This window comes from Acidimicrobiales bacterium (assembly GCA_036399815.1).
GTDB lineage: Bacteria > Actinomycetota > Acidimicrobiia > Acidimicrobiales > DASWMK01 > DASWMK01.
In genome coordinates, this window is sequence record DASWMK010000039.1 from 10578 (window position 1) to 30315 (window position 19738).

The 19738-nt window shown below is 75.2% G+C and carries 19 protein-coding genes; 6 read left to right on the forward strand and 13 right to left on the reverse strand.

Annotation, left to right across the window (positions count from 1 at the left end; all coding sequences use genetic code 11):
* Positions 1-6: 6 nt before the first annotated feature.
* From VGB14_02470 to VGB14_02485, 4 genes are read right to left on the reverse strand one after another with little or no spacing between them, the layout of a single operon-like run.
* The gene (locus VGB14_02470; GenBank protein HEX9991771.1) at positions 7-1071 is read right to left on the reverse strand and encodes an N-acetylmuramoyl-L-alanine amidase; all 1065 of its coding nucleotides are present in this window, start codon (positions 1069-1071) and stop codon (positions 7-9) included.
* Positions 1068-1952, reverse strand: a complete 885-nt coding sequence (gene sucD / locus VGB14_02475; protein HEX9991772.1) for a succinate--CoA ligase subunit alpha — start codon at positions 1950-1952, stop codon at positions 1068-1070. Before sucD ends, VGB14_02470 begins: the two co-directional genes overlap by 4 nt.
* Positions 1949-3106: an ADP-forming succinate--CoA ligase subunit beta gene (gene sucC / locus VGB14_02480; protein HEX9991773.1), complete on the reverse strand. Its 1158-nt coding sequence runs from the start codon at positions 3104-3106 to the stop codon at positions 1949-1951. Before sucC ends, sucD begins: the two co-directional genes overlap by 4 nt.
* Positions 3107-3130: 24 nt before the next feature.
* Positions 3131-3553 (reverse strand): cobalamin B12-binding domain-containing protein, encoded by a 423-nt coding sequence (locus VGB14_02485; protein HEX9991774.1) that lies wholly within the window; start codon positions 3551-3553, stop codon positions 3131-3133.
* Positions 3554-3573: 20 nt separating this feature from the next.
* On the opposite strand from VGB14_02485, the gene VGB14_02490 reads away from it, so the two are divergent.
* Positions 3574-4047 (forward strand): hypothetical protein, encoded by a 474-nt coding sequence (locus VGB14_02490; GenBank protein ID HEX9991775.1) that lies wholly within the window; start codon positions 3574-3576, stop codon positions 4045-4047.
* Here the strand turns inward: VGB14_02490 and VGB14_02495 are convergent.
* Together VGB14_02495 and VGB14_02500 are read right to left on the reverse strand one after the other, a co-directional pair.
* Positions 4013-5533, reverse strand: a complete 1521-nt coding sequence (locus VGB14_02495; protein ID HEX9991776.1) for an AMP-binding protein — start codon at positions 5531-5533, stop codon at positions 4013-4015. The two genes, VGB14_02490 and VGB14_02495, sit on opposite strands and share 35 nt — an antisense overlap.
* Before the next feature lie 9 nt (positions 5534-5542).
* Positions 5543-6013 (reverse strand): SRPBCC domain-containing protein, encoded by a 471-nt coding sequence (locus VGB14_02500; protein ID HEX9991777.1) that lies wholly within the window; start codon positions 6011-6013, stop codon positions 5543-5545.
* 20 nt (positions 6014-6033) lie between these two features.
* On the opposite strand from VGB14_02500, the gene VGB14_02505 reads away from it, so the two are divergent.
* Positions 6034-6465, forward strand: a complete 432-nt coding sequence (locus tag VGB14_02505) for a MarR family winged helix-turn-helix transcriptional regulator (GenBank protein ID HEX9991778.1) — start codon at positions 6034-6036, stop codon at positions 6463-6465.
* Here VGB14_02505 and pcrA read toward each other — a convergent pair.
* Positions 6452-8659 (reverse strand): DNA helicase PcrA, encoded by a 2208-nt coding sequence (gene pcrA / locus VGB14_02510; protein ID HEX9991779.1) that lies wholly within the window; start codon positions 8657-8659, stop codon positions 6452-6454. The two genes, VGB14_02505 and pcrA, sit on opposite strands and share 14 nt — an antisense overlap.
* A 221-nt stretch (positions 8660-8880) precedes the next feature.
* Positions 8881-11997 carry an EAL domain-containing protein gene (locus VGB14_02515; protein ID HEX9991780.1) on the reverse strand — a complete coding sequence of 1039 codons (3117 nt, stop codon included), beginning with the start codon at positions 11995-11997 and terminating at the stop codon, positions 8881-8883.
* 69 nt (positions 11998-12066) lie between these two features.
* On the opposite strand from VGB14_02515, the gene VGB14_02520 reads away from it, so the two are divergent.
* The gene (locus VGB14_02520; protein HEX9991781.1) at positions 12067-12621 is read left to right on the forward strand and encodes a helix-turn-helix transcriptional regulator; all 555 of its coding nucleotides are present in this window, start codon (positions 12067-12069) and stop codon (positions 12619-12621) included.
* A gap of 7 nt (positions 12622-12628) precedes the next feature.
* On the opposite strand, the gene VGB14_02525 is transcribed toward VGB14_02520, so the two are convergent.
* The 3 genes from VGB14_02525 to VGB14_02535 all read right to left on the reverse strand — a co-directional run bounded on the left by VGB14_02525 (position 12629) and on the right by VGB14_02535 (position 15546).
* Positions 12629-13900, reverse strand: coding sequence for a C40 family peptidase (locus tag VGB14_02525; GenBank protein HEX9991782.1), 1272 nt, complete (start codon positions 13898-13900; stop codon positions 12629-12631).
* A gap of 149 nt (positions 13901-14049) precedes the next feature.
* Complete coding sequence (chrA, locus tag VGB14_02530; GenBank protein ID HEX9991783.1) at positions 14050-15159, reverse strand: chromate efflux transporter; 1110 nt, start codon at positions 15157-15159, stop codon at positions 14050-14052.
* A 12-nt stretch (positions 15160-15171) separates the two neighbouring features.
* Positions 15172-15546 (reverse strand): metalloregulator ArsR/SmtB family transcription factor, encoded by a 375-nt coding sequence (locus VGB14_02535; protein ID HEX9991784.1) that lies wholly within the window; start codon positions 15544-15546, stop codon positions 15172-15174.
* Positions 15547-15633: 87 nt separating this feature from the next.
* On the opposite strand from VGB14_02535, the gene VGB14_02540 reads away from it, so the two are divergent.
* Positions 15634-16041 (forward strand): ArsI/CadI family heavy metal resistance metalloenzyme, encoded by a 408-nt coding sequence (locus VGB14_02540; GenBank protein HEX9991785.1) that lies wholly within the window; start codon positions 15634-15636, stop codon positions 16039-16041.
* Positions 16042-16048: 7 nt separating this feature from the next.
* Here VGB14_02540 and guaA read toward each other — a convergent pair whose 3' ends face one another.
* The gene (gene guaA, locus VGB14_02545; GenBank protein HEX9991786.1) at positions 16049-17602 is read right to left on the reverse strand and encodes a glutamine-hydrolyzing GMP synthase; all 1554 of its coding nucleotides are present in this window, start codon (positions 17600-17602) and stop codon (positions 16049-16051) included.
* A 14-nt stretch (positions 17603-17616) separates the two neighbouring features.
* Positions 17617-18780 carry a GuaB3 family IMP dehydrogenase-related protein gene (locus VGB14_02550; protein HEX9991787.1) on the reverse strand — a complete coding sequence of 388 codons (1164 nt, stop codon included), beginning with the start codon at positions 18778-18780 and terminating at the stop codon, positions 17617-17619.
* Between the two features lie 245 nt (positions 18781-19025).
* On the opposite strand from VGB14_02550, the gene VGB14_02555 reads away from it, so the two are divergent.
* Positions 19026-19460: a hypothetical protein gene (locus VGB14_02555; GenBank protein HEX9991788.1), complete on the forward strand. Its 435-nt coding sequence runs from the start codon at positions 19026-19028 to the stop codon at positions 19458-19460.
* The coding region (locus VGB14_02560; GenBank protein ID HEX9991789.1) for a hypothetical protein at positions 19447-19738 on the forward strand (292 nt) is incomplete at its 3' end. The genes VGB14_02555 and VGB14_02560, both read left to right, overlap by 14 nt.

Genomic DNA, 19738 nt, shown 5'->3' on the forward strand with positions numbered 1-19738 from the left:
GGCGCGTCAGGCGAGCGGCGGGTCGACGCAGCCGGTGGCCCCGCCGCCCGGGCCGGCCGGCTCGGTCCTCGGGTACGGCTCCACGAACCCGGAGCCGGGGTCGTCGGTGGTGAGGAACCGCCCGACGGCCCGGGCCACGGCGGCCGCCTCGGCCTCCTGCACCTCGGGGCGGGCCAGCAGGTCGGCCTCCGGCGGGTTCGACAGGAAGGCGCCCTCCACGAGCGCGGCCGGCACGCCGGCGGTGCGGCGCAGGATCCCGTAGTAGTCGCCGCCGTCGTCGGACCGGCGGTACTTGGCCCCGGCGTCCCGGTCGGCCACCCAGGCCACGTCCCACCGGCCGAGCGCGGCCGTGACCTCCTCGTAGAGCAGGCCGGCGAGGCGGTGGGAGCCCGGCGAGTCGACCTGGAAGTACGTCTCGGTGCCCGGCCCGTCCCTCGGCCCGTCGGCCACGGCGTTGTGGTGGATCGACACGAAGGCCAAGGCCCCGAGGGCCACGCCGATGTCGGCCCTGGCCTCGAGGGTCATCCGGTAGTCGGCCGTCCTCGTCAGCACCACGGTGGCGCCGGCGTCGGCGAGCAGGGCGGCGGCCCGCTCGGCCACGGCCAGGTTCAGGTCCTTCTCCTTCAAGCCGTTGGCCCCGACGGCGCCGTCCTCGTCGCCCCCGTGCCCGGGGTCGAGCACGACGTGGGCGCCCCGCAGCGGGGTCCCCGTCGCCTCGGCCTCGCCCGCGCACGGCAGCCGGACCAGCCACCCGCCCTCGGTCTCGCCGAGGACGGCCGCGACCACGCCCGACGGGGTCACGACGGCCCGCGCCGGGCCGTCGGCGGGCACGGCGGGGAGGCCGGAGAGGTCGGGCACGGGCGCCGCCGTGGTCGTCGTCGTCGGCGCCGCCGTCGATGACGAGGAGGACGGGGCCGGCGTCGAGGAGGAGGGCGGCGGCGACGAGGACGAGGAGCCGGCGGACGCCGGCGGCGCGGACGTCAGCGGGGCCGAGGACGGCGCCGACGCCGTGGCCGAGCAGGCGGCGAGGCAGAGCGCGGCGGCCAGCGCGACGGCCCCGCCGCGGGTCACCGGCCGGCCAGGACCTCGGCCATCAGGTCGCCGGCCTCGGTGGGGTTCACGGCCACGTGCACGCCGGCCGCCTCCAGCGCGGCCATCTTCGCCTGGGCCGTGCCCCGGCCGCCCGACACGATGGCGCCGGCGTGGCCCATCTTGCGGCCGGGCGGGGCCGACACGCCGGCCACGTAGGCGACCACCGGCTTGTCCATCTCCTTGGCGATGTACTCGGCCGCCTCCTCCTCCGCCGTGCCGCCGATCTCGCCGAACATGATCACGGCCCGGGTGTCGGGGTCGGCCTGGAACTCGGCCAGGCACTCCACGAAGCTCGTGCCCGGGACCGGGTCGCCGCCGATGCCGACGCAGGTCGTCACCCCGATGCCCTTCTCGCTGAGCTCGCTCAGGGCCTGGTAGGTGAGGGTGCCGGAGCGGCTGACGATGCCGACCGGGCCGCCGCCGGTGGCGACCTCGCCGGGGATGAAGCCGATGTTGCACTCGCCCGGGGTGATCAGCCCGGGGCAGTTCGGGCCGATCAGCCGGATGCCGGGGAACTCGCGGCGCAGGATGTTGTAGCCCCGGCACTCGTCGTGCATCGGGATGCCCTCGGTCAGGCAGACGATCAGCTCGACCCCGGCCCTGGCCGCCTCGAGGCAGGCCGACGGGGCGAACGGCGCCGGGACGATCACCATCGAGGCGTTGGCCCCGGTGGCCTCGACCGCCTCGTCCACCGTGTCGAACACGGGGATGCCCTCGACGTCGGTGCCGCCCTTCCTCGGCGTCACGCCGGCGACGACCTGGGTGCCGTAGTCCCGGTTGCGGAGCCCGTAGAACCGGCCCTGGTTGCCGGTGAGCCCCTGGACCACGACCTTCGTGCTGCGGTCGACGAAGATGCTCACGGCTGGTCCCCCTTGGCGTCCGCGGCGATCTCGACCGCCCGCCGGGCGGCCCCGATCATCGTCTTCTCGGGGATCAGGTCCGCGCTCTCGTACCCCTTCAGGATGGCCCTGCCCTCCTCGGCGTTGGTCCCGTCCAGCCGGATCACGATCGGCGCCCGCAGGGCGACGCGCTCGAGGGCCTGGACGATCCCGTTGGCCACCTCCTCGCCCCTCGTGATCCCACCGAAGATGTTGATGAAGATGGCCCGGACGTTGCGGTCGCTGTTGATGACCTCGAGCGCGTTGGCCATGACGTCCGCGTTGGCGCCGCCGCCGATGTCGAGGAAGTTGGCCGGGCGGCCGCCCACCTGGGTGACGACGTCGAGCGTGCTCATGGCCAGGCCGGCGCCGTTGGCGATGATGCCGACGTCCCCGTCGAGCCCCACGTACTGCAGGCCGCGCTCCCTCGCCGCCTGCTCCCTCGCGTCGCGCACCTGGGTCGCCTCGTACTCCTCCCACTCGTGGCGGAAGCGGGCGTTGTCGTCCAGGGTGACCTTGGCGTCGAGGGCGTGCACCCGGCCGTCGGGGGTGAGGATCATCGGGTTGACCTCGACGAGGTCGGCGTCGCCCTCGAAGTAGGCCCGGTACAGCTTGACCAGCAGGTCGACCGCGCCGTCGGTGGCCTGCGGGCTCAGCCCCGCCGCCTCGACCCACGCCCTGGCCACCTCCTCGGTGAGCCCGTCGACGGGGTCGACGTGGATGCGGGCGATGGCGTCGGGGTCCTCGGCGGCGACCGCCTCGATGTCCATCCCGCCCCTCGCCGACAGCATGCCGAGGTGCTTCTTGGCCGACCGGTCGAGGGTGAAGCTGGCGTAGTACTCCTCGGCGATGTCGGACGCCTTCTCGATCCAGAGGCGCTCGACCGTGTGGCCCCTGATGTCCATGCCGAGGATGGCGCCGGCGTGCTCCCGCACCTCGTCCGCCGAGGAGGCCAGCTTGATGCCGCCGGCCTTGCCCCGCCCGCCCACGAGGACCTGGGCCTTGACCACGACCGGGTACCCGAGCTCCTCGGCGGCCTCGACCGCCTCGTCCGGGGTCGTCGCCACCTCGCCGGGCGACGCGGGGATGCCGAAGGACGCGAAGAACTGCTTGCCTTGGTACTCGAAGAGGTCCACGCGGGGACGTCGCTCCTTCTGCGATCAGGGTGCCTGCGGCTGGCCGGCCTCCCGCCGGTCCAGCGCGTCGGCCAGCCAACGGGTGATGCCGTCCATCGACGAGCCCGGGGTGAAGATCTCGGCGACGCCCAGCTCCTTCAGCGCCGGGATGTCGGCGTCGGGGATGATCCCGCCGCCGAACACGAGCACGTCGTCGAGGCCCCTGGCCCGCAGCTCGTCGATGACGCGGGGGAACAGCGTCATGTGCGCCCCGGAGAGGAGCGACAGCCCGACGGCGTCGGCGTCCTCCTGGAGCACGGCCTCGGCGATCTGGGCCGGCGTCTGGAACAGCCCCGTGTAGATGACCTCGAACCCGGCGTCGCGCAGCGCCCGGGCGATGACCTTGACCCCACGATCGTGCCCGTCGAGGCCGGGCTTGGCCACGACGACGCGATAGGGGCGGTCCACGGCCAGCGATACTAGGGGCCGTGCCGGTCGAATCGCGACGCCGGCGTCCGTCCACCCTCGTCATCGCCTCGGTGGCCGCCGCCGGCATCCTCACCGCGGTCGTCCTGTTCCTCGTCGTGGTCGGCGCGGTGCGGGGCGGCGACGTCGAGGTGCGCCTGGGCGACGACGAGTTCCGGGCCGGGGACGCCGCGTCCCAGGCCGAGTCCATCGCGCGGGACGGGCCCCTGCTGTTCGCCGACGTGGCCGGCGGCGACCGGGACATCGTCCTCCAGCACCTGGGCGACGACCCCGGGTCCGGGTGGCTGGCCTTCGACGCCCGCCCGCCCGGCGCCTCCCGGGACTGCTTCGCCCGCTGGGAGGGCGCCACCAAGCAGTTCGTCGACACCTGCGACGGCACCGCCTACCCGTCCGACGGCAAGGGCCTGACCCGCTACGAGGTGCAGGTGGACGACGGCGAGGTCATCGTCGACCTCCGTTCCCCGGTGGACCCGTGAACAGGTCCCGCACGGCGTTGCGGCGGACCTTCTGGGTCCCGGTCCTCGGCAGGTCGTCGACCACCATGACGGTGCGGGGGACCTTGTAGCCGGCCATCCGCTTCGCCGCCCAGGCGACCAGGTCGTCGGGGGTGACGCTCTCGCCGTCCCTCAGGCGGACGGCGGCGGCCGGCACCTCGCCCCTGCGCTCGTCGGGCAGGCCGACGACGGCGGCCTCGGCCACCGCCGGGTGCTCGCACAGGGCGGCCTCGACCTCGACGGCGTACACCGAGTAGCCGCCCGACTTGATGACGTCCTTGGCCCGGCCGGTCAGGGCGAACGTGCCGAACAGGCCCCTGCGGGCGAGGTCGCCGGTGCGCAGCCAGCCGTCGGCGGTGACGACCGCCCGCGTCGCCTCCTCGTCCCCCTGGTACCCGGCCAGCACGCCGGGGCCCTTGACCCACAGCTCGCCGACCCGGCCGGGGAGGACCTCCCGCCCGTCGTCGCCGACGATGCGGAACCGGTACGACGGCGACGGCAGGACCAGGCCGCCGCCGAAGCCGGGAGGCAGGTAGGGCGGCGACAGCCGGAACGCGACGGCGCCGGCGCCGACCTCGACCATCCCGTAGCCCTCCACGACGGTGGCCTGGCCGACGTCGCCGACGACCGGCAGGTGCACGGCCGCGCCCATGCGCTTGAACCGCTCCGCCACCTCGGTGGGCAGCACGTCGGCGCCCGAGCCCCAAACCCGCACCGACGACAGGTCGCGCCGCTCGGCGCCGGCGTCGAGGAGCATCCGGTACATGGCCGGCACGCCGACGAACCCGGTCGCTCGGCGGGACTCGATGGCGTCGAGCACGTCCTCGGGCCGGAACTTCGGCAGCTGGTAGACGGGGATGCCGGCGCACGCCAGGCCGAGCAGGACGGCGAACCCCATGATGTGGGCGACGGGCAGGGCGACGACGACCTCCACCTGGGACGACGCCGGGAAGGCGGCCGCCGAGGACACCTGGCCGACGAGGGCCCGGTGGGTCAGCTCGGCGCCCTTCGGCCGGCCGGTGGTGCCGGACGTGAAGAAGCGGGCGCCGACGGCCGTCGGGGCGGCCGGGCGGGCCTGCCGGAGGGGCGGGGCGGCGGGCAGGTCGTCGGCCGACCGCAGGACGAGCTCGGCGCCGGAGTCCTCGACGATCCCCTCGACCTCCCGGGGCCGCAGGCGGTCGCTGACCGGCGCCGGGATGGCGCCCGCCCTGGCGGCGGCGACGCAGAGCAGGAGCTGGTCGTAGCCGTTCGGGGTGGCGACGACCACGGACGCACCGGGGTCGACCTCGGCGGCGATGGCCCCGGCCCAGCGGTCGACCAGGTCGCTCGCCTCGCGGGCGGTCAGGGACCGGCCGCCCTGCTCCTCGACGAGGCGGCGGTCCCCGTGGACCTCCGCCACCCGCTCCAGGATCGTCCCGAGATGGGGGTGACGGTCGAGGGCGAGGCGGGCTCGGGAGAGGAGGCGCACGGGCCTCCCCTACCCGTCGCGTGCCGCCACCACCTCCGCCAGCCGGGCCAGCGAGCGATCGAGGTGCCCGGCCACCTCGCGGGTGCCGAACAGCCGCATGACGAGCCCGCGCGGGCGGCTGGCCGGCTGCTGGCGGGAGACGAGCCGCACGTGGGTGCCGCCGCCCTCGGGCGTGAGCTCGATGGTGAAGAGCGTCTCGCTGGCGAAGCGGGGCGCCGGCCGGCCGTCGAGCCGCTCGGCCTCGTGCCGCCAGGCGAGCCGGCGGGGCGGGTCGTGCTCGACGACGACCGAGTCCACCTGGGACCGCTTCTTCCCCCACCGGCCGTGCAGCCGCTGGCGGCGCCCCACCCCCTCGCCCTCCAGCACCTCCGCCGACTCGGCGAACGTGAACCAGCGGGGCAGCCGGTCCAGGTCGTCGACCCACGGCCACACCGCCTCGGGCGGCGCGGCCACCGTCGCATCCCTCGTCACCTCGATCACGGATGGAAGGATAGTACGCGATGACGAACCGTTCACATTCTGAACGTTTCGAGGACGCGTACACCAGGCTGTGGGCGGTGCTGCACCGGCCCGACGACCCCGACCTCACCCAGCACGAGCGCGAGGTCCTCCACCACGTGCCCGCGTCCGGCGGCGTCCCCCTCGGCGACCTCGCCCACCACCTGGCCCTGCCGAAGTCGACGGCGTCGGTGCTCGTGAAGGACCTGGAGCGGCGGGGGTTCCTGCGCCGGCGTCGCGACCCGGCCGACGAGCGCCGCCTCGCCATCGTGCTCACACCGAAGGGCCGTCGGCGGGTGGAGGCGGACCGGGTGCTCGACCCCGACGGGCTCGGCGCCGCCCTCGCCGCCCTCCCCCCGTCCCGCCGCGAGCTGCTGCTGGCGCTGATGGAGCGGGTGGCGGCGGCGGCCGAGGACCAGGTCAGACCCGGGTGAGCGGCGCCCAGGAGAGCAGCAGCTGCTTCTGGCCGAGGCCGGGGAAGTTGACGGTGGCGACCGCCTTGTCCCCCTCGCCCTCCATGCCGATGACCACGCCCTCCCCGAACTTCGGGTGGCGGACGTCGTCGCCGATGCGCAGCCCGAGGGCCTCGGCACCGCTCGGCGCCGGCGGCCGGGGCCGCAGGGCGGACTCGACGATGCGGTCCCGCCCGGCGCCCGGGGTCGGCGACCAGGCCGACCGCGTGCTGGCGCCGAAGCGCCGCCCGGCGGACCGCCGGCTGCCCTCGACGACGTCCACCAGGTGGGCCGGGATCTCGTCGAGGAACCGGCTGGGCGGGTTGTACTGCGTCGACCCGTACAGGGTGCGGCTCCACGCGTTCGTCAGGTAGAGCCGCTCCCTCGCCCTGGTGATGCCGACGTAGGCCAGGCGGCGCTCCTCCTCCAGCTGCTCGGGCTCGCCGATCGAGCGCAGGTGGGGGAAGACCCCGTCCTCCATGCCGATCAGGAACACGACCGGGAACTCGAGCCCCTTGGCCGAGTGGAGGGTCATGAGCACGACCGACGAGTCGTCCGGGTCGAGCTCGTCGGTGTCGGCCACGAGGCTGACCTGCTCGAGGAACTCGTCGACGGTGGCCGCCTCCCTGGCCACCCCGAGCAGCTCGGCCAGGTTCTCCATCCGCCCCTCGGCCTCGATCGTCCGCTCGGCCCGCAGCTCGTCCACGTAGCCCGTCCGCTCCAGCACCTCCTCGAGCAGCGACCCCGGCCCGTCGGCGACGTGCCCGGCCAGGTCGTCGACGAGGGCGACGAACGAGGCGATGCCCTTCACGGCCCGGCCGCTCACCCCGGCGTCCTCGGCCCGCCGCAGCGCCTCCATGAACGTGCGGCCGTGGGCCGCCGCCCAGCTGTCGAGCCGGGCGACCGTGCTCTCGCCCACCCCCCGCTTCGGCACGTTGAGCACCCGCTTGACGCTGACCTCGTCGGCGGGGTTGACGATCGCCCGCAGGTAGGCGAGCGCGTCCTTCACCTCCCGGCGGTCGTAGAACCGGGTGCCGCCCACCACCTTGTACGGGATGCCCGACCGGCTGAGGTGCTCCTCGAGGACCCGGCTCTGGGCGTTGGTCCGGTAGAAGACGGCGACGTCGCCCCACCGGTGGTCGCCCTCGTCGTGCAGCCGGGCCATCTCGTGCGCCACCCACTGGGCCTCGTCGCCCTCGTCCTCGGCGTGGTAGCGGACGATCAGCTGGCCCCGCCCGGCGTCGGTCCACAGCTCCTTGGGCTTGCGGCCCATGTTGTTGGCGATGACGGCGTTGGCGGCGTCGAGGATGGTCTGGGTGGAGCGGTAGTTCTGCTCCAGCACGATCACGGTGGCGTCCGGGAAGGCGTCCTCGAACTCGAGGATGTTCCTGATGTCGGCGCCGCGGAACATGTAGATCGACTGGTCCGAGTCGCCCACGACGCAGACGTTGCGGTGCTCGCCGGCGAGCAGGAGGACGAGCTCGTTCTGGGCCCGGTTGGTGTCCTGGTACTCGTCGACGAGGACGTGGCGGAACCGCTGACGGTAGTGGGCGAGCACGTCGGGGTGGCGCTGGAGGAGCCGCACGGCCGCGCCGAGCAGGTCGTCGAAGTCCATGGCCCCGGCGGCGAGCAGGCGGGACTGGTACTCCTTGTAGACGTCGGCGATGCGGCGCTCGAAGATCGTGCGGGCCGCTTCGGCGTACCGCTCCGGGGTCACCAGGTCGTTCTTCGCCGCGCTGATCGTGGCGTGCACCGTCCTCGGCGGGAACCGCTTCGGGTCGATGTTGCGGTCCCGGAGGACGTAGCCGGTGAGCCGGACGGCGTCGGCCTCGTCGTAGATCGTGAACGACGACGGGTAGCCGAGGTGGTGGCCGTCGCGGCGGAGGATGCGCACGCAGGCGGCGTGGAACGTGCTCACCCACATCTTGCGGGCCACCGGGCCGACCAGGGCCGCCACCCTGCCCTTCATCTCGTCGGCGGCCTTGTTGGTGAACGTGATGGCGAGGATCTCGAACGGCGACACCCCCCGCTCGAGGACGAGGTGGGCGATGCGGTGGGTGAGCACCCTGGTCTTGCCCGACCCGGCCCCGGCCACGATGAGCAGCGGCCCCTCGGGGTGGACGACCGCCTCCCGCTGGACGGGGTTGAGCCCTTCGAGGAGGTCCGCGCCGGCCATCGGCGCCACCCTACCGGTGGGCTGTGACACCGGAGAGGAGCCGGCGGCGACCGGAGGACGGCGTCAGCGGGCCGTCCTCCGTGGCGGCACCCGCGGCGACCGGAGGCCAGCGGGGCGGGCCGCCCGTCGTGGCGGCACCGGCGACCGGCCGACGGGGCCGCGGTCGCCGAGCTTGCTCGACGGGCTGCCGACCGCCGTCGCCGTCGCCGTCGAGGCGCCCGCTACAGGAAGCGGCGGCTGAGCGAGGCCGTCAGGTCGTCGGCCGGGCCGGGGCGGGCGAAGCGGAAGCCCTGGGCGGCGTCGCAGCCGAGGTCCCGGAGGCACCGCAGCTGCTCCTCGGTCTCGACCCCCTCGGCCACCGCCTCGAGCCCGAGGGCGTGGGCGAGGTCGACCACGGCGGCGACGATGGCGTCGTCCTCGCCGCCCCGCCCAAGCCCGCTGACGAAGCTGCGGTCGACCTTCAGCGCCCCCACCGGGAACGAGCGCAGGTAGGTGAGCGAGGCGTAGCCGGTGCCGAAGTCGTCGAGGGCCAGCTGGACGCCGAGGCCGCACAGCGCCTCGATGGCCCCCGTCGTCGCCGGCGACTCGTCCATCAGCACGCTCTCGGTGATCTCCAGGCACAGCGCGGACGGGTGCAGCCCCGTCCGCTCCAGGCCCTCGGCGACCATGCGGACCAGGCCGCTGTCGACGAGCTGGCGGGCCGAGACGTTGACGTGGACGGTGAGCCGGCCGGCCAGCTCGGGGTCGTCGCGGGACCAGGTCACCAGCTGGTCGAGGGCCACGCCGAACAGCCACGACCCCATCGGCACGATCAGCCCGGTCGCCTCGGCGAGGGGGATGAACTCTCCCGGGAGCAGCAGCCCCCGCTCCGGGTGGCGCCAGCGCACGAGCGCCTCCGCGCCCCTGGCCCGGCCGTCCCGCAGAGAGATGACGGGCTGGTAGTGGACGACGAGCTGGCCGCCGTCGACGGCCCCGGCCAGCTCCTCGGCCAGCTGGGCCCGGGCCCTGGCGTCGCGGCGGATGCGCTCCTCGAACAGCTCGCGCCGGGCCCGGCCCCTGGCCTTGGCCCGGTACATGGCCTCGTCGGCGTCCCGGAGGAGGGCCTCGGGATGGTCGTGGTCGCCGGTCGACAGGGCGATGCCGAGGCTGACGGTGACGGCGACGTCGGTGGTCGCCAGCGGGAACGGGGCCGCCTCGACGGCCGACGCCACCCGCTCGGCCAGGCGCAGCGCGTCCTCGACGGTCGGCGTGTCCTCGCAGAGGACGACGAACTCGTCGCCGCCCACCCGCGCCACCGTGTCGGTCGGGCGGACGACGGCCGACAGCCGCTCGGCCACCGCCACCAGCAGGGCGTCGCCCCGCTCGTGCCCGAAGCGGTCGTTGATCGACTTGAACCGGTCGAGGTCGCAGAACATCAGGGTCAGCGGCCGGCCCGAGCGTTGGGCCCTCGCGAGGGCGACGTCGAGGCGGTCGAGCAGCACGGTGCGGTTGGCCAGCTTGGTGAGCGGGTCGTGGGTGGCCTGGAAGGCGAGGGCGGCCTCCTCGCGCGCCCGCTCGATGGCGATGGCGGCCAGCGCCGCGCTCGACTCGTGCAGCTGCCACTCCGACCCGGTCGGGCCCCGCCGCCTGGCCGTGAACGTCACGATCGTGCCGAGCACCAGGCCGGTCCTGGCCGACACGATGGGCACGACCCAGGCGGACGCGATGCCCACGTGGGTCGCCATCGGGCCGCAGGCCGAGAAGCGCTCGTCGCCCGCCAGGTCGGCCACGACGACCGGCTGGGCCGTCTCGACCGCCATCGTCCACGGCGTGACCGAGACCCCGAGCGGGAGGAGGTGCAGGTCGGCGTCGAAGGTGGCCGGCAGGGTGGGCGCGGCGAGCACCCGCATGGACCGGCCGTCCTCGCCCACGACGAGCACGGCCGAGCGCAGGTCGGTGCCGTGCCCTTGGACGAGGCGGGCGACGGCACCGAGCGTGGAGGCCAGCGGCGCGCCCCTGGCGATCACCTCGAGCACCGCGGCCTGGCCCTCGGCGACGGCCTCGGCCCGCACCCGGGCCAGCGCGCCGACGACGGCCTCGCCGAACACCCGGAGGAGGGGCACGGCGGCGCCGGCGAGCGGCGGCGGGTCGCCCTCCCAGGTCACCCCGACCACCGGCCCCGGCCCCGCGTCGCCGAGGCCGACCCGGGTCCACAGCCCCGGCGGCGGCCGGTCGGGCCCGCCGTCGCCCGCGGCCACGAGCACGCTCGGCTCCCTCGCCAGTTCGGCGGCCAGGGTCGCCCACTGCCCGTCGTCGGGCCGGCCGTGCTCGCCCCACGCGTGCACGACCCGCATGGCGTCGCCGTCGGCGTCGCCGGCGCCCGGGTCCTCGCAGAGGCAGGCCGACCGGGCGCCGAGCCTGGTGCCGATGCGGCGCAGCCCGTCGACGATGGCGGCGTCGACGTCCTCGGGGAGCGCCGACTGGAGGTCGGTGGCGACCTCGGCGATGACCGCGGCGAGGGCGGCCTCGGCCGCCAGCGCCTCGCCGGCCCGAACGGCGTCGGTCACGTTGCGGACGATGGCGAGCACCTGGTCGGGCCCGCACCGCACCACCCTCGCCTCGAAGTGGCGCAGCTCGCCGCCGGCCTCGCCGGCGTAGCGGAGCGTCTGGAGCTCGCCGTCGTCGAGGGCGCGGGTGATGGCCGCGAGGTACCGGTCGGCCAGGTCGGCCGGGAGGACCTCGGTGATGCGCCGCCCCATCGCGTCCTCGAGCGGCACGAACAGGTCCTCGGGCCGCCCGGCCCACCCGCCGAGGTGCACGCCCCGCCGGTCGTAGCGGAACAGCAGGTCGGGGAGGGCGGCGAGGATGGCCCGGTTGGTCGCCTCGCTGCGCCGCTGGGCCTCCTCGGCCTCCGCGGCCCGCAGGAACAGGGTGAGCGCGTCGGCCATGAACTCGATGGCCGCCACCTCGACGGGCGAGAACGGCGCCGGCCGGGGCTCGGCTGCGGCGAAGGCGAGGACGTAGGCCGCCCCGTCGGACCGGACGAGCGTGCCCAGCCAGGCGCCGAGGGGCAGGCCGCCGAGCACGCCGCTCGTGCACGGCGCGGCCACCGTGCGGCCCTCGCCGACGACCGCCGCCGCCGGGGTGCCGGCCAGGGGGATCACCCGGTCCTGGCCGAAGGCCGGGTCGGTCGAGGCCCGCACCACGAGCTCGTCGCCGTCGACCCGGGCCACGAGGCCCAGGTTGAGACCGAACAGCGCGCACCCGGTGCCGAGGTACGCGGCGAGGCTCGGAGCGGCGCGCGCCTCGTCGCCGTCCATGTGACCGGCGTCCGCCGCCGGCGATCGCAGGGACTTCATCTCGGCCCGACCTCCCGCCGCGAAGCGTAGATGTTCGACCACGCTTCGCATATCGGCAACAGTGGGGCCGTGGGGAACCTTCACCTGACACCGACGTCGTACCTGGTGCTCGGGCTGCTGGCCACGATGGGCCCGGCGACCTCGTACGACCTGAAGCGCGCCGTCTCCCGTTCCATCGGCGAGTTCTGGACGTTCCCGCACTCCCAGCTCTACGCCGAGCCGGCCCGCCTGGCCGCCGCCGGCCTGCTCGAGGAGCGGCGGGAGGAGGGTGGGCGGCGGCGGCGCCTGTGGACGGTCAGCGCCGCCGGGCGCGAGGCGCTCGAGTCGTGGCTGGCCGAGCCGTCGGCGGCGGTCACCGAGATCCGCGACCTCGGCCTGCTCAAGCTGTTCTTCGGCAGCCAGACGTCGCCCGAGCAGGTGCGGGCCCTGGCCGAGGCGAACGCCGAGTTCCACCGGCGGCGCACGGCCGAGTACGAGGCCCTCGACGTCCGGCTGGCGGCGAGGGCGGTCGACCCCTACCAGCGGGCGACGCTCGAGCTCGGCCTCCGCTACGAGCGGACGGCGGTGGCGTTCTGGGAGGAGATGGCGACCAGGGGCCCGGAGGCGCCGCCGGCCGAGGGCTGAGCCCGGGTCAGACCCGGCCCGCCCCCACCAGCTCGTCCCAGTAGTACACCGAGTCGTAGCGGACCGACCGGCCGGTGCCCGGGGCGTGGATGATCATCCCGTTGCCCACGTACAGGGCGACGTGGTGGATGCTCGGCACCCCGTAGAAGATGAGGTCGCCGGGCTGGATGGCGCTCATCGAGACGTGGGTCGTCGAGTTCCACTGGGCGACCGAGTTGTGGGGCAGCGACACGCCGGCCTGGGCCCACGCCCACATCGTCAGGCCCGAGCAGTCGAACCCGCCCGAGGGGCTGGAGCCGCCCCACACGTAGGGCACGCCGATCACGGACTGGGCGGCGGCGATCGCCGCGGCGGCACCCGTGGCCGGGGCCGGCGGGGGCGGGGGCGGCGGAGGAGGCGGCGGCGGCGGGGGCGGGGGCGGCGGCGTGGTGGGCGGCGAGGTCGCCGGGGGCGACGTGGCCGGGGGCGAGGTCGGGGCCGGCGAGCCGCCACCGGAGCCGCCCGACCCGCCGGTGGACGGCGGGGCCGTGGGCGCGGGGGCGGCCGGCGTGGACGGGTCGTCCGCCTCACCGTTGCTGGCGGCCGTGGTGGCCGGGGCCGACGACGAGGACGTCGCGGACGAGGACGGCGCCGCGGCCCGCTGCTGGGCGGCCGCCTGGGCCTGCGCCTCCGCCGCGGCCCTGGCCCTCGCCTCGGCGGCGCGGCGGGCCTCCTCGGCCCGGCGGGCCTGCTCGGCCGCGACCAGCTGGGCGAGCTCGCCGCGGACCCGCTCGAGCACCTGCGACTGCTCGGCGACGGCCCGCTCGGTGGCCTCCCGCTTGGCGGCGATGGCGGCCTCGGCGGCCTCCGCCTCCTCCTGGGCCCGGCGCAGCTGGGTGGCCTCCCGCTCGTAGTCCTCACGGGTGGCGTCGAGCGCGTCGATCAGATCCTGCTGGTTGCCGACCGTCGACGCCAGGTACCCCTCGCGGGCGCCGAGGTCGGTGCCGTCGCTGTCGAGGATGACGGCGAGGCCGGAGCTGTTGCCGCCGCTGACGTAGGCGTCGACGGCCCAGTGCTGGACGGCGACCTGCTTGGCCTGGAGCTCGTGGTTGGCCCGCTCGACGGCGGCCTGGGCCTCGGCCACGTCGTCGCGCACCTCGGCGAGGTGCAGGCGGGCGGCGTTGTACTCCTCGGCGAGGACCTCGATCTCCACCTGGAGGCGCTCGACCTGGTCGGCGACGCGCGCGGCCTCCGCCCGCTTGTCACTGATCGGGTCGGCACCCGCGCGCGCGGGCGCCACGGTGGTGAACGCCAGCGAGGCCGCAAGCAGGGCGCCGCCGAGCGCGCGGAACAACGATCGTGTCCGGAGCCGAGACATCGGGGCGGGACCCTAGCAAACTCTTCTCAGGTCCGTCACACAACCGTCGCACAGCAACGGATTCGCGCGGGTCAGGCGACCGCGCCGGCGACCAGCGCGACGCCGCCGGCGACGGCGATCGGCCACGTCGGGTTGACCCGGGTGCGCAGCAGGAGGACGAGCGCGCCGGCGGCGAGGGCCGCGCCGGCCGGCCCGTGCACGGCGTCACCGGCCAGCCGGACCACGGCCGCGGCCATCAGCCCGACGGCGGCGGCGTTGAGCCCGTCGAGGCAGGGCCGGGCGACCGCCGAGCCGAGCAGGCGACCGGCGACGGGCCCGAGGGCGGCGACGAGCACGAACGACGGGAGGAAGATGCCGACGGTGGCGGCGACGGCGCCCGGCAGGCCGTCGACCAGGTAGCCGGCCATCGTCGCCGTCGTGAACAGCGGGCCGGGCGTCACCTGGCCCACGGCGACCGCGTCGAGGACCTCCCGGGCGGTGAGCAGGCCGGTGTCATCGAGGAAGGCGACGAGCACGTAGCCGCTGCCGAACAGCAGCGAGCCGGTGCGCAGGAAGGTGAGGAGCACGCGCAGGGCGCCGGGATCGGCGGCGGCCAGCACGGCGGCGGGGAGCGGGGGGACGACGGCGGCGGCGGCCGGGCGGAGCCGGTGGCGGTTGCCCCACAGCCCGGCGACGGCGGCGCCGGCCGCCAGCACGAGGACCTCGTCGGCCCCGGCCGACGCGGCGGCCAGCGCCAGGCCGGCCACCGCACCGGTGAGCGGGCCCCGGACGGCGGCCCGGCCGAGCCGCCAGACCGCCACGCCGACGACGGCCAGCACGACGGGCAGCACGCCGTCCCGCAGGTGCTCGACGGCCGGCACCCGGCCCCACCGCACGTAGGCCCAGGCGATGACGCCGACCATCAGCGCGGCCGGCAGGATGAAGGCCAGGCCGGCCACGACGAGGCCCCGCCAGCCGGCCCGGCGGCGGCCGACGGCGATGACGAGCTCGGTGGAGTTCGGGCCGGGCAGGAGGGACGTGAGGCCGACCAGGTCGAGGAACTCCTGCTCGCCGAGCCAGCGGCGGCGCTGGACGACCTCGGCGTGCACGAGCCCGACGTGGGCGGCGGGGCCGCCGAAGGCGGTGACGCCGAGGCGGAGGAAGACGCCGACGACCTCCCCGACCGGGCGCCGGCCGGCCACCGCGCCGGCCCGTCAGGCGGGGGCGGGGACGGGGACGGCCGCGGCGGCGCCGCCGAGGGCGGCGGCCAGCGCCGCGAGCCGCTCGGGCTCGGACCGGAACCACGCCCACTTCCCCCGCTGCTCCCGCCGCAGCAGGCCGGCCTGGGTCAGCACGGCCAGGTGGTGGCTGATCGTCGGCTGCGAGCGGCCGAGCACGGACGGCAGGTCGCAGGCGCACACCTCCTCGCCCTGGGCGGTGGCGGCCGCCACCATGCTGAGCAGCCGGAGCCGGACGGGGTCGCCGAGCACCCGGAAGGCCGCCGCCAGCCCGTCGGCCTCCTCGGCGGTCAGCGCCTCCTCGACCACCGGGCGGCAGCAGACGAGCGGGAGGGTCGACCGGGCGGGCATGGTGACGAAGGTTACCCATTGACAACCGTCGATGCGACGCTATCGTATCGACCAATATCGAATCGATGAACGTCGAAGGGAGCACCCGTGTCCCGTGTCCAGCTCGCCCTCAACGTCGACGACCTCGACGAGGCCGTCGACTTCTACTCCCGGCTCTTCGGCACCCCGCCGGCCAAGCGCCGCCCCGGCTACGCCAACTTCGCCGTCGCCGACCCGCCCCTCAAGCTCGTGCTCATGGCCGGGAGCGGCGAGCCCGGCACCCTGAACCACCTCGGCGTGGAGGTCGGCTCGACCGACGAGGTGGCCGAGGCCACCGAGCGGCTGCGCGGCGAGGGGCTCGACACCACCACCCAGGAGGGCGTGACCTGCTGCTACGCCGTCCAGGACAAGGTGTGGGTGAAGGACCCGGCCGGCGCGCCGTGGGAGGTGTACACGGTGCTGGCCGACGCCCCCCAGGCGACCGCCTGCCCGCCCGACTCGCCCTGCTGCTCCTGACCGGGGGCTACTCCCACTCGATGGTGCCGGGTGGCTTCGACGTGATGTCGTAGGCCACCCGGTTCACCCCGGCCACCTCGTTGATGATCCGGGACGACAGCCGCTCGAGGAGGTCGTAGGGCAGTCGGGCCCAGTCGGCCGTCATGGCGTCCTCGCTCGTCACCGCCCGCACGATGATCGGGTAGGCGTAGGTGCGCTCGTCGCCCATCACCCCGACGCTGCGGATGTCGGGCAGGACGGCGAAGGCCTGCCAGATGTCCCGCTCGAGGCCGGCCTTGCGCACCTCCTCGCGGACGATGGCGTCGGCCCGGCGCAGGATCGCCACCCGCTCGGGGGTCACCTCGCCGATCACCCGCACGCCGAGGCCGGGGCCCGGGAACGGCTGGCGCCACACGATCTCCTCGGGCAGGCCCAGCTCCTCGCCGATGCGCCGGACCTCGTCCTTGAACAGGTTGCGCAGCGGCTCGACCAGCTCGAAGTCCATGTCCTCGGGGAGCCCGCCGACGTTGTGGTGGCTCTTGATCCTGGCCGCGTCCTTCGTGCCCGACTCGATGACGTCGGGATAGAGCGTGCCCTGCACGAGGAAGCGGGCGTCCTCCAGGCCGCCGGCCGCCTCCTCGAACACCCGGATGAACAGCTCGCCGATGGCCTTGCGCTTCTCCTCGGGGTCGACGATCCCGGCCAGGCGCTCGAAGAAGCGGTCGGCGGCCCTGACATGGACGAGCTCGATGCCCTGGTGGCGGTGGAACGTGTCGACCACCTGGTCGCCCTCGCCCTCCCGCATGAGCCCGGTGTCGACGAACACGCACGTGAGTTGTGGGCCGACGGCCTTGTGGACGAGCGCGGCGGCGACGGCGGAGTCGACCCCGCCGGACAGGCCGCAGATCACCCGCTCCCGACCGACCTGGGCCCGGACGGCCTCGACCGAGGTCTCGATGATCGAGGTCATCGTCCACGTCGGCCGGCAGCCGCACACCTGGTAGAGGAAGCGCTTCAGCAGCTCCTGGCCCCTCGGGGTGTGCACGACCTCGGGGTGGAACTGCACGCCGAAGATGCGCCGGTCCTCGTCCTCCAGCGCCACCACGGGGGCGTCGGCCGTGCGGCCGGTCACCGTGAAGCCGGGCGGCGGGACGACGATCGAGTCGGTGTGGCTCATCCACACCGGCTGGGTGGCGGGCTGCTCGGCGCCGAAGAGGACGGCGTCGGCCGGGTCGCCGACCACCTCGAGGTCGGTGCGGCCGTACTCGCCCCGCCCGGTGCGGGCCACCTCGCCGCCGAGCTGGAGGGCGACGAGCTGGGCGCCGTAGCAGATGCCGAGGACCGGGAGGTCGAGGTCGTAGACGCCGGGGTCGAGGGACGGGGTGCCGGGCACGTGCACGGACTTCGGCCCGCCCGAGAGGATGACGCCGGCCGGTCGGCGGGCCGCGATCTCCTCGGCGGTGATCGTGTGGGGGACGATCTCGCTGTAGACGTGCGCCTCGCGCACGCGCCGGGCGATCAGCTGCGCGTACTGGGCGCCGAAGTCGACCACCAGGACCGTGTCGAACGGCTCGGTGGTCATGGCGGGGGCGGCGGTCAGGCGCCCATGCCGACGTGCTGGGAGCGCTGCAGGCTCTTGCCCTCCGTCTGGAGCGCCGGCGCCACCATCACCTCGGCCTTCTGGAACTCCTTGACCGACTCGTAGCCGCAGGTCGCCATCGACGTCCGCAGGGCGCCGAACAGGTTCATGCGCCCGTCGTTCTCGTGGGCGGGGCCGACGAGGATCTCCCGCAGGGTCCCCCTCGTCGTCGTCCGCACCCTGGCGCCCCTCGGGAGGGTCGGGTGGAACGTCGCCATCCCCCAGTGGTAGCCCCGGCCCGGCGCCTCGTGGGCGGCGGCCAGCGGCGACCCGACCATCACGGCGTCGGCGCCGCAGACGATCGCCTTGGCGATGTCGCCGCCGGTCGCCATGCCGCCGTCGGCGATCACGTGGACGTACACGCCGGTCTCGTCGAGGTGGCGCATGCGGGCGGCCCTGGCGTCGGCGATGGCCGTCGCCTGGGGCACGCCGATGCCGAGCACCCCCCTCGTCGTGCAGGCCTGGCCCGGCCCGACGCCGACGAGGATGCCGGCCGCCCCGGTCCGCATGAGGTGCAGGGCGGCCTGGTAGCTGGCGCAGCCGCCGACGATCACCGGGATGTCGAGCTCGCGCACGAACCGCTTGAGGTTGAGCGGCTCGACCGTCTTCGACACGTGCTCGGCGGACACCACCGTGCCCTGGATGACGAGCAGGTCGAGCTCGGCCTCGAGGAGGTGGGGGGCGAAGGCCTGGGTGCGCTGCGGCGTGACGGCGGCGGCGGACACCACGCCGGCGTCGCGGATCTCCCGGATGCGCTGGCCGATCAGCTCGGGCTTGATCGGCTCGGCGTAGATCTCCTGCATGCGCAGGGTCGCCTTGTCCGCCGGGAGGTGGGCGATCTCCTCGAAGAGCGGGTCGGGGTCCTCGTAGCGGGTCCACAGGCCCTCGAGGTTCAGCACGCCGACCCCGCCGAGGCGGCCGATCTCGATGGCCGTCGCCGGGCTGACCACGCCGTCCATGGCCGACGCCATCAGCGGGAGCTCGAAGCGGAAGGCGTCGATCTCCCAGGAGATGTCGACGTCCTCGGGGTCGCGGGTCCGCCGGCTCGGGACGATCGCGATGTCGTCGAAGCCGTAGGCCCGTCGCCCGGACTTGCCGATCCCGATCTCGACCTCAGCCATCGCGCTGCCCCTTCTCGACGCCGGGTGAACCCGGGAGTGTACCGGGGAGCCCGCGGGGCCCGGGGGACGGCGCCCGTCGCTTCTTTGCCTCCTGTTGACGTTCGCCTCACTTGTCCATGACCCGACCGTCCGTACGGTCCTCCTTGACCCGAGGACGCTCGAAAGGAGCGGAGCACGTGGAACGTCGAAAGGCACTGGCGATCGCAGGGGCGACGACGATCTCTGCCGCGGCCGCCACGCTGGCGGTGTCCGCCACGTTCGGCCTGCTTGGCTTCGGCGGGCAGGCGACCAGCGCGGCCGCCCCGGCCCCGGCGGCGGTCACGACCGTCGCCCCCGAGACCACGACGACGACGGCGAAGCCCGAGATCGTCGTCGTGTACGAGGACGTCCCCGCCGGCGGCGGCTCGGGCGGTGGCGGCGCGGCCGCCGCGCCCGCACCGGCTCCGGCTGCGGCACCGGCGGCGCCCGCCGTGGCCGCCCCCGCCCCCGCGGCCGCTCCCGTGGCGCCGCCCGCCGCGCACGGCGACGACGACGGCTGGGACGACGACGACGTCGACGACGACGACCACTTCGACGACCACGGCGGCGACCGGGACGACGACGTCGACGACGACGACCACTTCGACGACCACGGCGGTGACCGGGACGACGACGGCGGCGACGACCATGACGACGACTGAGCCGCACCACTGCGCCCACTGCGGCCACCCGGTGGCGGCCCCGCCCGCCCCCCGCTCGGCCGTCGCCGCGGCGTTCCGCTCCGGCCCGTCCGGCAGCGCCACCGCACGCCCGCCCGTGGAGGCGGCGACCGTCCCGGCCGCCCGTCAGTCAGCCGCGCCCGAGGCGCCCGCGCCCCCGCTCGGCCCCGCCGTCGCAGTGCCGCCCGCGCCGACGGTCACCGGCCCGCCGGCCGCCACCGCCGACGCCGCGCTCGACCCGGCGCTCGCCCGCCGGGCCG